Origin of the sequence: Janthinobacterium aquaticum (genome assembly GCF_009208565.1) — a bacterium.
In the GTDB taxonomy this organism is placed as follows: domain Bacteria; phylum Pseudomonadota; class Gammaproteobacteria; order Burkholderiales; family Burkholderiaceae_D; genus Janthinobacterium.
Genome location: NZ_WFLK01000019.1, coordinates 1 through 12,708, shown reverse-complemented (window position 1 = coordinate 12,708; position 12,708 = coordinate 1). Strand labels below are relative to the sequence as shown.

Sequence of the window (12,708 nt, the reverse complement as noted above, 5' to 3'; positions counted from 1 at the left end):
AGCACAAGCTGAACCATGGTCATTGGTTTAGGAGTTTGTCATGTCAGTCAGCACCCGGGATGCCCTCTTGAAGAGCGCGGAAATCCAGCTGCGGTCGAAAGGCTACGCAGCCTTCAGTTATGCCGACCTATCGGAAGAAATCGGCATCCGCAAAGCTAGTATTCACCATCATTTCCCGACCAAGGAAAACCTCGGCATCGCATTGATTACGCAATATATCGATTTGTTTAGCGAGAAATTGCAAACCATCGATGCAACGCAGGTCAATCCAGTTGAACGCCTGCGCGAGTTCGCTGGACTGTTTCTGGCCAGTGCCAATGATCGCCTGCTTCCGCTGTGCGGAGCACTTGCCGCTGAAATGGCTGCTCTACCCGCGTCCTTGCAAGAGTTAGGAAGACAATTGATCGTGACGCAGCTGTCCTGGATGGAGAAAAACTTGCTTCAGGCAGCACAAGTACATGGAAAAACACTGGCTAAACCTGCCAAGGACTGTGCATTGATGTTGCTAGGCGCACTTGAAGGTGCGAGCTTTATTGACTGGGCCTTGGGCCCTTCATCTGATCCATTGGCAGCATTTACTCACATCCTCAATACATTGCTCTAATTATTCTGGGGCAATATCCATCATCTTTTGCCACGGCGCATTGCGCCGTGGCATTACCCGAGCTGACTATTAGCTAGCCGGTCATCGGTATCGACCAGCCTTAAATTTTAAACCGTAGTTTGACAAACAAAAACACACCTTGACTACCTATCTACTAGATGGTAGAGTTATTGAATCCTGGGATTTGCCCAGATAACTAATCAGCGCATAGCGCTAACTGAGGACATTATGGAAGACTGGAAACAAGCCCGCCAAGACATCAATACTCGTGCGATGCAGCTCAATGCATTGACACCAGAAACCATGAAAGGCATTGCTGCCCTGGCCGCAGCCGGCGACAAAACCAATCGTCTCGATGCGAAAACGCGCGAACTGATCGCTCTGGCGGTAGCCGTTACCACACGCTGCGATGGCTGTATCGCCTTCCATGCCGCTGCCGCCAAGAAACTCGGCGTGACCGCGGAAGAGATCGGTGAAGCCCTCGGTGTTGCGATCAATCTCAATGCGGGCGCCGCAGTTGTCTACAGCACCCATGTGCTCGATGCTTTCGATAAAGCGTAATACTTTTCGTTTTAGTAGCCTGGTCCCTGTATAGGCCAGGTTCTACATTTAAGGTGAATCTATGAACAGCAATAAAAAAACCCTGGTCGTCGACATCTGGTCAGATTTCGTTTGTCCTTGGTGCTGGATAGCCAAGCGCCGTTTTGAGAAAGCGCTGGCCGATTTCGAACATCAAGCGGCAGTGCAAGTCAATCTCCACGCCTATCGCCTTGCCCCGAACTATCCGCCTGAACCGATCAAGTCAGCCTTGCTGAAGAAGTTTCGCAATCCGACTGCAGCAGAAGGAATGGTTTACGCCGTGAAGTCGCATGGCGCTGATGAAGGACTGGACTACCAGTTCGACACGATGATGTTTGGTGACACCATGGATGCTCACATGCTCGTCAAGGCAGTCGACGATGAGGCCTTACAAAAACGCTTGATTGAGGTACTTTACGAACAAAGCACGTCTTACGGTAAATCATTATTTGATCGAGCGTCACTGGCTTCGCTCGCAGCACAAGCTGGCGTGCCTGCCGACGTCGTGCAACGCGCCTGGACGACACCGGAACTACGTGATCAGGTACAGCAAGATGAGCGTACTGCGTCAGCCTTGGCTTCAGGAGTACCGCTGTTCGTCTTTGGTAATGGTGTTCAAATTTCTGGCGCGCAGCCGCAAAAGGTGTTCAAGCAGGCCTTGGAAAAGATGTACGCCCAATCGGAACTGCAGCTCGCAGCTCCTACCGGGCAGGTCTGTGGCCTGGATGGTTGCACGATTTAACGCAGGTCGACTTTTCGCAAGGGCCTTCACGTCAATCCAGCCATCAAATGCGAGCAGGTTGCTGGCCAGAGCTGCTCTAGAGCTCAACATTTTATTTAGCGGAAGCAAATCATGAAACATTACGACTATATTGCTATAGGTGGCGGAAGCGGCGGGATTGCATCGGTCAATCGTGCCGCCATGCATGGCATGAAATGCGCCGTGATTGAGGCGAAGGACATCGGTGGCACTTGCGTCAATGTTGGGTGCGTTCCCAAGAAGGTGATGTGGTATGCAGCGCAAATTGCCACAGCGCTCCATCACTATGGTCCTGATTATGGCTTTGAGGTGAGCGTCGACCATTTCAATTGGCGCCGGCTGGTCGCCAATCGCACGGCTTATATCGAGCGTATCCGCGCCTCTTATCACAGTGTGCTCGACAAAAATAAGGTAGACGTGATCCAGGGTTACGCCAGGTTTGTTGATGCACGCACTGTCGAAGTTAACGGTGAAAAAATAACTGCAAATCACATTCTGATCGCAACCGGCGGCTATCCAAATCGGCCTGCAGTCCCTGGTGCAGAACACGGTATCGATTCCGATGGCTTCTTTGCCTTGGATGCCCTACCACAGCGCGTCGCAGTGGTAGGGGCAGGCTATATCGCTGTTGAAATTGCAGGGCTTCTCCATGCACTGGGCTCTGAAACGCACCTGTTTGTACGCCACCATGCACCCCTGCGCTGGCTGGATCCGCTCATCGTCGATACACTGGTAGATGTGATGCGTGTTGACGGTCTGACGCTGCACACGAATGCCGTACCTGAGTCGGTGATAAAAAACGCAGATGGCAGTGTGACCCTTATCCTGGAGGACGGTCATACCCAAACCGTGGATTGCCTTATCTGGGCAATTGGCCGCAAACCTGCTACCGAAAATTTGGAGCTCTACCAAGCTGGCCTCAAAGCCGATGCGCGAGGTTACATCGTTGTCGACAAGTTCCAGAATACCGCAGTGGCAGGCATTTATGCGGTAGGTGATAACACGGGCCAGGTCGAGCTGACACCTTTGGCGGTGGCGGCAGGTCGTCGTCTTTCCGAACGCCTGTTCAACAACAAACCTGACGAGCATCTCGATTACAGCAATGTACCGACCGTCATATTTAGTCACCCACCCATTGGCACGGTCGGGCTTACAGAGCCCGCCGCCCGCGAGCAGTATGGCCACAGCGCGGTGAAGGTATATCAATCAGCTTTTACTTCCATGTATACGGCACCGACCCATCATGCTCAGCCATCACGCATGAAGCTCGTTTGTGTAGGGCCTGAAGAAAAGATCGTTGGCATACACGGTATTGGTATTGGCATGGACGAAATCCTGCAAGGCTTTGCGGTGGCTTTGAAGATGGGGGCGACCAAACGCGACTTCGACAATACAGTTGCTATCCATCCTACAGCTGCTGAAGAGTTCGTTACGATGAGATTGTAGTGGTCAACCCATCCCGGACACTATATTAAGTTTTTCTTCGACGACGGCCGGTGCCAGTCCCTGGTTGAACTGATGCGGCCGTATCCAGTTATACCTGTGCATCAGGTAATGGCTGATGTCCCGTGGTGCTTCTTGTGCCGTCATGTAACCTGTTGACGGCAGCCATTCCGTTTTGAAGCTGCGGAACAGTCGTTCCATAGGTGAGTTATCCCAACAATTTCCCCGACGGCTAATACTCTGCTGTATCCGGTAGCGCCACAATCGCTGACGGAATTTTCGGCTGGCGTACTGACTACCCTGATCCGAATGGAACAGCAGTGCCTGCGGTCGACCACGCTGCTCGAAAGCCATTTCCAGCGCTTGCACAACAAGGTCGGCGTCGGGCCGTAGCGAGAATGCCCAGCCCACCGCTCGGCGAGCGAACAGATCCAACACCACGGCCAAGTAATACCATTGCCCCTGCGCCCAAACATAGGTGATGTCGCCGCACCAGACGTGATTTGGCGCCCCAACCGTGAACTCTCGGTTGAGATGATTTGGAATGTCGACACGCTCCACCGTGGCCTGCTTGTAGGCGTGCTTGCCAGGTTGCTTGCAGACCAGCCCCAACTCCGCCATCAGACGACTAACTTTGAAGCGGCCAATGGCCGTGCCTTCCTCGCGCATCATGTCCATGATGCTGCGGCTCCCCGCTGAACTTCGGCTCTCAACGAACAGCTCGTGGACGCGGCTACGTAATGCCACGCGCTCAACATCAATGTGTCGCACGCGCTCCCGATGTGCATACAGGCATGACCGCGCGACATCGAACACCGCGCAAATCAACTCGATTGATTCGTCACCACAAATCTGATCGATTACCTCGTACGTTCTATCCCTTCCGACATCAAGAGCGCGGCAGCCTTTTTTAAAATGGATTTCTCCCGCTCAAGACGTTCAATGCGCGCCTCTAGTTCCTGTATTCGCTGCTGATCCGGCGTGATCGCCTTGCCCTGTGGCGTGACGCCTTGTCGCTCCAATTGAAGCTGCTGAACCCAGCGGCGCATTAGCGATTCTCCGACGCCGATCGACCGGCTGGCCTCCACGTGGCTGTATCCCTGATCCAATACCAAGCATGCTGCCTGCTGCTTGAACTCAGGGGAAAATGTACGTCTTTGCTTGCTCATCAAACACCTCTCCATGGCGAGCATTCTCGCCTAAATCAGTGTCCGGGTACATTAAACCACTACACTGCCACCTGAATACGATCGAGCGATGGGTTGGTCCAGCAGCACTAGAGGCTGGCCTGAACTAGCCAGGTGCGCAATAGGCAAACCCATCCTTACATTCTTGCAATTGATGCGTGCGACGATTTGCTGCTTATTTGCCCAATTTGCGGGATGCCATCACACCGCCATCAACATCCCATACTGCACCAGTCACCCAGGAGGCCCTGTCCGAAAGCAAAAACACGATGCTCTCGGCAACATCACGCGGCGTACCATTACGACCGAGCGGATGGAAATCGTTGAAATCCTTCAATGCGCTATCGAGCTGATCACCAGGAATGAAGCGTTCGAAAATCCGGGTTTCCACCATGCCTGGGGCAACTGAATTGATGCGAATGCCGAATTTTGCCAGTTCGGCGGACACATGCCGCGTCATGGAATCAAGTCCGATTTTCGCCATCGAATAAGCCGAGGCCAGCACCGTCTCAATCGCTTGGCGAGCTGCAACAGCTGTCACGTTGACAATGGAGCCCGACTTCTTCTGCGCCACCAACGAGCTGGCCACCTGCTGGGTAATAAAAAAGAGCGCCCGATTCAGATTCAGAAAACTATCATAATCTTCGAGCGAGTGCTCAAGGAACCCTTTAGGATAAAAAATACCAGCGGAATTGACCAGCAAATCGATGTCACTATGCTCGCTTTTCAACCTGTCGATTAATGTACGTACGCTGGCAAAATCCGATAGGTCAGTAGTCAGTGCGAATGCCTTACCTTCGCCAGCAATGGCCACCAATTGCTGACGCGCGACCTCTGCCTTTTCCACGCGATTTCCCACGACTACCACTGCGCCACCTTCCTGTGCAACCATCGTGGCCACTTCCAGACCGATGCCGCTGGTCCCGCCAACGACCAGGAGTTTGCGGCCATCAAAGCTTTTGGTATCCATCATCACGTTCCTTTTTCAGTTTAATCAAAAAATTACCAACTAGTAGGTAGACATTTTAGGCAAGCAATTTTGTTGTGTCAAGAATTACTTTAACCGCGCTCTTCACCCAAAATACTGGGTGACAGGTTCGCGACGAATTCATGTTGTGAGAGCAGCGAAAACAGTTTTGGCGGAGTGGTGCTGCCTGAATCGAAGCGAGGCTATCTTCTTGTGATCGAAATAGCATTTAACGTGATTGGCCGTTTCACGTAATTTCTTGGCGGATCAACACAACATTATTTCTGCCAAGTAAATATGATTGCAAAAAAAAATGCCCGGACGTTTCTAGCCGTCTTTGTGAGCGCGCCATCGTGCTTGCTCACGCTAGCTCTAGACCTATCCGGGACGTACATTGGCGACGGGACCGCCAGAAAATCGACTGCACTGGCCGATATCCTCTATACGGTATCGATAGCACATCATTCTCTCTCACGACACCGGAGTCATTGCATGAAAAATTTAAAAATTGGCGTACGCCTGGGCTTGGGGTTTGCCTTGGTTTTAATGCTGTTAGTCATTTTGACGTCGGTTGCCATCGTCAAAATGGAAATAGCGGGTGGCGCTACCAGCCATCTGGTCAATGTCAGCTACAAGAATGTCAGCATGGTAGCCGAATGGTCCAAGATCATCGAGCTCAATGTGTTGCGCTCGGCCGCCATGTGGAAAAGCACCGATGCGGCCGAGAGTAAACTGCTGTTGGACGAGATCAATACCGATGCTGCGCGGTCTTTGGCACTGCAGCAGGAGATCGAAGGATCGCTACGCAACCCTCTCGTCATCGCGGAATTCAACAAAGTCAAACAGCAACGCAGCCGCTACGTCGAGGCACGCAGCCAGATGCTGAAAGCGAAAGCCGATAACGATAGCACAGCCGGCAACGCCATCTTTCATGAACAAGTCCTTCCCGCATCAGCCACTTACCTCGCCAGTATCCGGCAACTTGCCATTATCCAGTCAGATGCGGCAAAACTCGTGGCATCGAATGTGTTGAGTTCCTACGCAAATACTCGCATTTTTCTTATCGTGATGGGCACGCTGGCCCTATTGGTTGGAATAGCATCCGCCTATTTCGCCACCCGCTCCATCACCATCCCAATTGCATCGGCCGTGCAGCTTGCGCAAACTGTCGCGGACGGCGACCTCAGAAGCCTGGTACAAGTAGATCGCAAGGATGAAATGGGATCATTGATGCAGGCGCTGCAAAGCATGAACAGCAATCTATTGAGTATTGTGTCGAAGGTGCTCAAAGGAACTGAAAATATTGCCGCCGCTTCCGCACAAATTGCTGCGGGCAACCTGGATCTGTCAGCCCGCACGGAACAGCAGGCGAGCTCGCTTGAGGAAACCGCTTCTTCAATGGAAGAACTGACAGCCACGGTCAAACAAAACGTCGATCACGCACGCCATGCCAGTTCACTGGCGAAAGAAGCTTCGGCTATTGCAGAGAAAGGCGGCACTATGGTCAGCGACGTGATCGGCACCATGGCCGGCATCAATGCATCGTCGAGGAGAATCGTCGACATCATCTCCGTGATTGATGGCATCGCCTTTCAGACCAACATCCTGGCGCTCAATGCCGCAGTGGAAGCGGCGCGTGCCGGCGAGCAGGGACGTGGTTTTGCCGTGGTTGCGTCTGAAGTACGCAACCTTGCGCAGCGTTCGGCCAGTGCGGCCAAAGAGATCAAGCTGTTAATTGATGATTCAGTGCACAAGGTAGATATGGGATCGGCGCTGGTGCAGCAGACTGGCGGCACGATGGAAGAGATCATCAAAAGTGTCGCAGGCGTAACCGAAACCATCCGCCAAATCTCCGAGGCCAGCGCTGAGCAAAGTGCTGGCATTGAGCAAATCAACCAGGCGGTGACGGAAATGGACCAGGTCACACAACAAAATGCAGCTTTGGTAGAGGAAGCGGCGGCGGCCTCAGCGGCGATGCAAGAGCAGGCAACCGAACTGGCTCAACTGATGAGCGTGTTCAAGACGCATGACGAGGTCAAGCACGCGACAGCCCGAACACCCGTAGTGACGCAGCATAAGCCGGCGCTACAACTCAAGAACTGACAATGAAAGATACCTGCCGAATATTGTTTAGCCGGAGCTCCCCCATGCGAGCAAGATTATCGTATCTTTTCCTGTTGTTCGCGGCCATGACATGCCACCCCACGAAGGCGGTCAGGCAACTCGAATTAAGGATCGCGACATTGAACTATCCGCCTTACGTTGAAGAGCATGCAAGCCGGCAACCAACGGGACTGGCCGTGGAATTGATCGAGCATGCATTTGGCAGGATGGGCCAGCCGATCGCCATCGAATTTCTGCCTTTCAAGCGTTCTCTGGCCAATCTGGAGAGTGGCAGAATCGATGCGTTATTCCCGATGAGAAAAACACCTGAACGCGAAAGTCGATATGACTTTGCGCTGCTCCCACTGCTCAAGCAGGATATCCAGATTTTTGTACGTGCCAATTCAGCAATTCAATTTTCAGGTAACCCAAGACAACTGGCTGGCTATTCGATCGGGGTACTGCACGGCGCCTCGTACGGTATCGATCTGAAAAAGTTTTCCCTTGATGGCGGGTACAAGAAGCTCGAGCCGTCGAGTTCGCACGAGATGAATTTCAGAAAATTACTGGCCGGTAGGATGGATGCGGTACTTTGCAGCCGTCTGGTCGGCTTGACCATTTTAAAGGGGCTCAACGCATCGGCTGACGTCAAAATGATCGGCCCGCCAGTTGGCAGCTACGACAGCTACATCATGTTCAACAAAAACAAGGTGCCATATGACATGATTGCAAAGTTCAGGCAGGCAATGACGGACATGAACAATGATGGAACCCTGAACCGGCTGCAAAAAAAATACAAGCAATAGCATCGGAGGGCTGACCAGCTCAGGGATGTTTCCTGTTGCGTGTGATGGTGACGAATCGATTCGGCGGATTGTGCATGATGCTCTTGAACATACTGATGAAGCTGCTTGCATTCTCATAGCCCAGATCATGCGCAACTTTCTGTATCGTTTCCCCACTTCGGATGCGCGGAATGGCGATCGTAATATGCAATTGATGGCGCCAGCGCCCCAGTGTCATGCCAAGCTGCTGCATGATGATGCGGCTAAAATTTCGTTCGCTGAGCGCCAATCGTGCAGCCCACTCACCATGACTGGTCTTGTCAGCAGGATTGGCGATCAATTGCTCCACCAACAGCTGCAAGCGCGGATCAGTCGGCATGGGAACGATCAGGTTCAGCCGTTGGGCATGGCCAATTTCATCGAACAGCACGCTGAAAAAACGGCACTCCGCGCTATTTTTCTCATACGACTGTTTTAATGAAACCGACTTGAGTATGAGCTCCCGCAATAGCACCGTCGGTTCGATCACGAACGCCTCATGCGGCAAGCTGGCCGCTTGCTTGATATCGACAAATATTGCGCAATACTCGACGAAGCCGCTCCCGAAGCTCCTATGGGCTATGCGAGACGGGATCCAGACAGCGCAGTTTTCAGGCACCACCCAAAGACACTTCCCGACTTGAACGTTAATGAGTCCTTTTGCACAATACAAAAGTTCAGCCCGAACATGACTGTGCGACCTGGCATCAAGGTAGGAGGGCAGCTTGTCTTGCGAATGAAACGCGTTTATTTTTGTTTTATGGAGATAAAAATCATCTAAGAAATCACCATATGGAAATGGTGTATTTTTCGCAATCATCCGCGTCAGGTCAATTTAAAATGAGTTTATTGGGAAGAAAATCCTTCTGATATATCAGTGTATACTGGTGTGGCAGTTCTGTCTGGATCATTTGCATACGCGAATGGAGCGCATAGCGCGGATGCCAATTGGTACAGCCAAAGGCAATGTCCAATCCTGCGCCCGTAGTTCACTACAAACATCGACATATTGCTGATCAATAAACTAAATTTTGCCTTTCATTTCGCTCTGTCCAGCGATAATGTGACCCTGGGTTTGAGCCTGCTGGGCAAAATCGTCGCAGGGTAACGTCAATCGCTCCAGCGGTGCGGCCGCGCCAAGGCAAGCATGACCGGTGTTGGTGATGTCGAGAATTTGTCGACAGCACCGACACCGGCATTGTCTCCTGATTTTCGGCTTGTCTACTCTACTCCCGCACCGTGCAGCTGGCTCTGCACATGACTGACGACCGCCATCACCAAGCCGGCAACGTCCAGCTGCTCGCGCACGCGCTCTTCATCGTCCTCGTCATCCAAGCCCAACTTGAAGCGCGCCGCCGCAATCGGCCCGTTGCGCAGATACCCTTCCACGCCGTCGCCATCGCAAAAACGGTTTTGCAGAGCATCCAAGGCGTCCAGGATGGCCTGGTCGTGTGCGCCTGAACGGTAGCGCTTGACGATCTCGTCGCCGACCTGCTCCGGCGTGCCGACGTAGCGCATCACGTGTACCAGGTCACCGGCGTCCTTGTTCTCGGCGCGCTGGTCGAATGCGATGGCCTTCAAGATGAGGAAGGACGTCACATCGGCGTAGCGAACCAATTCGGTCGACATGCCTGCCCCGTCGAACAATTCGGCCGTGACCCTGCGTTCGCAGTACCAATCATGTACCACGCCCGCATGACGAATGCCGAGCGCCGACACTTTTTCCCCCTCGATCGGCGTGAGCCGGCCTTCCTGGGAACGGTCAGCGGCGTCATGCAGGAACTCGACCACGACACTTTCATGCGCCGAGATCCTGTGCTCCCACTGCCAGCTGCTCGGTCCAGTACCGCCGGGCTTGCGATAACGGTGAAAGCCACGCTGTTTCAACTGCTCGCCCAACGACGCATAGCCATCGCCTTCGGCGATCACCTGCAGATTGAAGACAATATCGACGTCCGTCGTGCCCGCATGTGCCGGCACGTCTGGTGGCATCTCCGGTGTCAGGTAACGTGGCACCAGGCCACCGACCAGTCGGATGGAATCTTTCATGGTGCCGAACGCCGACAACAAGGTGACCAGAACCCGCTCGCACGCCAGCGTCTGTGCGCTGTCGTAACCGTCGGCTGTTTTTGGTTTTTCCGCTGTGGCCATCCTTATATTCCCAGTTTTTGAAGTCGAAGTTGTTCGGCGAGCTCCTTGTTTCTGCCCTTGCCATCGAGCAAGTCAAGATACAGGATAAAAGGATTGGCCAGCAATGCGTTGGACGATGGATCTTTGCTTGCAAACATCGTGCTGACACCGGCACGCTCGATGAGCGTGACGTTGGCGCCCTTGTCCACCGATTTCATCCTGAACGCGGCCTCATAGTATCCGGCCTCGCCGGGAGGAATAATGATCTCAATGGTATCGGTGCGGGTCAGATGCGGCACGACGCGGTTGGCAGCCGCAGCACCGGTAAAGACACTGCCTTCAAGCGCAACGGTACCGATTTTTCCAGCCAACTGGTCAAGTAGAGTGGCTGGGTTGGATGCGTAGCAGTGCCATTTCGTTTTGGTGTCTTTGCGCTGTTTCCAGGCCGCCGCCCAAGCGTCGAGCAACTCGCCCGGCCTGGACAGCCTGCGGCGTAGTGTTCGGCCGCGACCCTCGCTTTCGATCCATTCCCTGCGCTCCAGTTCGGCCAGCACGGTGGACACAGTGTAGGTAGAGGTTGTGGACATCTCGGCAAATTCTAACCCGCTCCTAAAGTTGCGATGCTCCACAAGCAAGGTGAGGATCACCTGCTCGCGTGCATCGGTGAATAACGCCAGTGTGCCACGACGAGAAGCAGGCTTGGAAGGACGCTGAATGTCGATCAGCCATTCCTGGTGCCTTAGATAGAACGTCCCGCTGGCCTCAAAATACGCCATCCGATGGTGCCGTAAATCGTCCTTCGCGCCTTCGCTGAGGTGCTCGGCAGCGACCATCAGGATGATATCGCTGGCATTGTCGTTCGCCTTCATGAAGCCCTGGAGGCGCCATGCGGCCTCGCGCACATCTCTCGGATATGCTTGGCGCAGCAGTTCTATGGCAATTCGTCGGCGACCGCGTGGCGAGACGATATGCATGAGGCAATCCAGTCGCCTGCCGTCATGTTCGAGGTCGAACATGGTTTGTTCAACCTCGATATCGACGCTGTTCAAGGCCTGCGTGAGCGATTCTACAAGGTTTTTCTCTTTTATCGACATGGTTTATCCGTGCAGATACATAATTATTCTTTAATTTGCTTTAGGTATTAATCATAGTTTAGCTGCGCAGATAAATTAGTGCAAGCAAATACGGTTCTGTCGCATTAGCGCTCGCCGGCGGGTCGATCAGGTAAACTACGGTGTTTGGACGCTGGACGAATCGACATGCTCAACATCAAAGGGATGCGCTTTCCGATCGACGTGATCTTCGTCTGCATCCGCTGGTATGTAGCTTACCCGCTGAGCTACCGACACCTGGAAGAGATGATGGAAGAGCGCGGCGTGTCGGTCGACCATTCGTCGATCAATCGGTGGGCGATTCGTTTCCTGCCCTTGGTCGAGAAGATGGCCCGGAAACACAAGCGCCCAGTCGGTGGCAGCTGGCGCATGGATGAGACCTACATTAAGGTCAAAGGCGCCTGGAAATACCTGTACCGCGCCGTCGATAAGGATGGAAAGACCGTCGACTTCCTGCTCACAGCCAAACGCGATATGGCTGCGGCGAAGCGCTTCTTCGACAAGGCCATAAGAGCGAACGGCGATCCGGACAAGGTCGCGATGGACAAGAGCGGCGCCAACAAGGCGGCGATCGATGCGATCAACGCTGGCCGCGACGTGCAGATCCTGGTGCACCAAGTCAAATACCTCAACAACATCGTCGAACAGGACCATCGCGCCATCAAGCGGGTGACCAGGCCGATGCTCAACTTCAAATCGTTCCGCGCCGCCCAATGCGTGCTCGTCGGCGTCGAGCTCATGCACATGATCCGCAAGGGGCAGTTCGCAATCAGCGGAGCCGATGCGATGTCGTTTGCCGACCAATTTTATGCGCTGGCGGGCAAGGTCCGTCCGCAGTGATCGGGACAATGTCCCTTCCAGGGAAATTCCGCCGTTTGATCAACAACGCGACACAACCGACTCTAATGCCTCCTTTCTCTGTCTATAGTGTGGGATAGACGTTGTGTTGGGTATTCTATGGATCTTCTACTTAAGCGGGCTGCGGACCTGTGCTCTGTG

General features: G+C 53.5%; 12 protein-coding genes. 7 read left to right on the top strand and 5 right to left on the bottom strand.

Translation table 11 applies throughout. The annotated features are described in order from the left end of the window. Positions 1-40 precede the first annotated feature (40 nt). The 4 genes from GCM43_RS23920 to gorA all read left to right on the top strand — a co-directional run bounded on the left by GCM43_RS23920 (position 41) and on the right by gorA (position 3,389). Positions 41-604: a TetR/AcrR family transcriptional regulator gene (locus tag GCM43_RS23920; RefSeq protein WP_152248407.1), complete on the top strand. Its 564-nt coding sequence runs from the start codon at positions 41-43 to the stop codon at positions 602-604. Between the two features lie 228 nt (positions 605-832). Then, positions 833-1,165, top strand: a complete 333-nt coding sequence (locus GCM43_RS23915; protein WP_152248406.1) for a carboxymuconolactone decarboxylase family protein — start codon at positions 833-835, stop codon at positions 1,163-1,165. Between the two features lie 61 nt (positions 1,166-1,226). Beyond that, complete coding sequence (locus tag GCM43_RS23910) at positions 1,227-1,925, top strand: DsbA family oxidoreductase (RefSeq protein ID WP_152248405.1); 699 nt, start codon at positions 1,227-1,229, stop codon at positions 1,923-1,925. Between the two features lie 111 nt (positions 1,926-2,036). Continuing rightward, complete coding sequence (gene gorA, locus GCM43_RS23905; protein ID WP_226929645.1) at positions 2,037-3,389, top strand: glutathione-disulfide reductase; 1,353 nt, start codon at positions 2,037-2,039, stop codon at positions 3,387-3,389. Between the two features lie 3 nt (positions 3,390-3,392). Here gorA and GCM43_RS23900 read toward each other — a convergent pair. Together GCM43_RS23900 and GCM43_RS23895 are read right to left on the bottom strand one after the other, a co-directional pair. Then, a protein-coding gene (locus GCM43_RS23900; RefSeq protein ID WP_413770984.1) for an IS3 family transposase occupies positions 3,393-4,555 on the bottom strand; the annotation gives its coding sequence in 2 pieces (ribosomal slippage) (positions 3,393-4,285 and positions 4,285-4,555; 1,164 coding nt in all). A gap of 193 nt (positions 4,556-4,748) precedes the next feature. Beyond that, on the bottom strand, positions 4,749-5,543 hold the full coding sequence (locus GCM43_RS23895; protein WP_152248444.1) for an SDR family NAD(P)-dependent oxidoreductase: 795 nt from the start codon (positions 5,541-5,543) through the stop codon (positions 4,749-4,751). A 489-nt stretch (positions 5,544-6,032) separates the two neighbouring features. Between GCM43_RS23895 and GCM43_RS26535 the strand changes: the two genes are divergently transcribed. Both GCM43_RS26535 and GCM43_RS23885 read left to right on the top strand, forming a co-directional pair. Further along, the gene (locus GCM43_RS26535; RefSeq protein ID WP_152248402.1) at positions 6,033-7,643 is read left to right on the top strand and encodes a methyl-accepting chemotaxis protein; all 1,611 of its coding nucleotides are present in this window, start codon (positions 6,033-6,035) and stop codon (positions 7,641-7,643) included. Positions 7,644-7,783: 140 nt separating this feature from the next. Continuing rightward, a complete protein-coding gene (locus GCM43_RS23885) occupies positions 7,784-8,449 on the top strand; it encodes a substrate-binding periplasmic protein (protein ID WP_193315731.1) in 666 nt (221 codons plus the stop codon). Between the two features lie 19 nt (positions 8,450-8,468). On the opposite strand, the gene GCM43_RS23880 is transcribed toward GCM43_RS23885, so the two are convergent. The 3 genes from GCM43_RS23880 to GCM43_RS23870 all read right to left on the bottom strand — a co-directional run bounded on the left by GCM43_RS23880 (position 8,469) and on the right by GCM43_RS23870 (position 11,691). Next, a complete protein-coding gene (locus GCM43_RS23880) occupies positions 8,469-9,287 on the bottom strand; it encodes an AraC family transcriptional regulator (RefSeq protein ID WP_152248400.1) in 819 nt (272 codons plus the stop codon). Positions 9,288-9,688: 401 nt separating this feature from the next. Then, entirely contained in the window at positions 9,689-10,618 is a 930-nt protein-coding gene (locus tag GCM43_RS23875) for a hypothetical protein (RefSeq protein ID WP_152248399.1), read from the bottom strand. A gap of 2 nt (positions 10,619-10,620) precedes the next feature. Next, positions 10,621-11,691 (bottom strand): type IV toxin-antitoxin system AbiEi family antitoxin, encoded by a 1,071-nt coding sequence (locus GCM43_RS23870; protein ID WP_152248398.1) that lies wholly within the window; start codon positions 11,689-11,691, stop codon positions 10,621-10,623. Positions 11,692-11,856: 165 nt separating this feature from the next. On the opposite strand from GCM43_RS23870, the gene GCM43_RS23865 reads away from it, so the two are divergent. After that, positions 11,857-12,549: an IS6 family transposase gene (locus tag GCM43_RS23865; protein ID WP_152248397.1), complete on the top strand. Its 693-nt coding sequence runs from the start codon at positions 11,857-11,859 to the stop codon at positions 12,547-12,549. Positions 12,550-12,708 lie beyond the last annotated feature (159 nt).

Excerpts from the sequence above, each read along its gene's own strand:
- GCM43_RS23920 (WP_152248407.1), top strand. The coding sequence starts at position 41 with ATGTCAGTCAGCACCCGGGATGCCCTCTTGAAGAGCGCGGAAATCCAG.
- GCM43_RS23915 (WP_152248406.1), top strand. The coding sequence starts at position 833 with ATGGAAGACTGGAAACAAGCCCGCCAAGACATCAATACTCGTGCGATG.
- GCM43_RS23910 (WP_152248405.1), top strand. The coding sequence starts at position 1,227 with ATGAACAGCAATAAAAAAACCCTGGTCGTCGACATCTGGTCAGATTTC.
- gorA (WP_226929645.1), top strand. The coding sequence starts at position 2,037 with ATGAAACATTACGACTATATTGCTATAGGTGGCGGAAGCGGCGGGATT.
- GCM43_RS23895 (WP_152248444.1), bottom strand. The coding sequence starts at position 5,543 with ATGGATACCAAAAGCTTTGATGGCCGCAAACTCCTGGTCGTTGGCGGG.
- GCM43_RS26535 (WP_152248402.1), top strand. The coding sequence starts at position 6,033 with ATGAAAAATTTAAAAATTGGCGTACGCCTGGGCTTGGGGTTTGCCTTG.
- GCM43_RS23880 (WP_152248400.1), bottom strand. The coding sequence starts at position 9,287 with ATGATTGCGAAAAATACACCATTTCCATATGGTGATTTCTTAGATGAT.
- GCM43_RS23875 (WP_152248399.1), bottom strand. The coding sequence starts at position 10,618 with ATGGCCACAGCGGAAAAACCAAAAACAGCCGACGGTTACGACAGCGCA.
- GCM43_RS23870 (WP_152248398.1), bottom strand. The coding sequence starts at position 11,691 with ATGTCGATAAAAGAGAAAAACCTTGTAGAATCGCTCACGCAGGCCTTG.
- GCM43_RS23865 (WP_152248397.1), top strand. The coding sequence starts at position 11,857 with ATGCTCAACATCAAAGGGATGCGCTTTCCGATCGACGTGATCTTCGTC.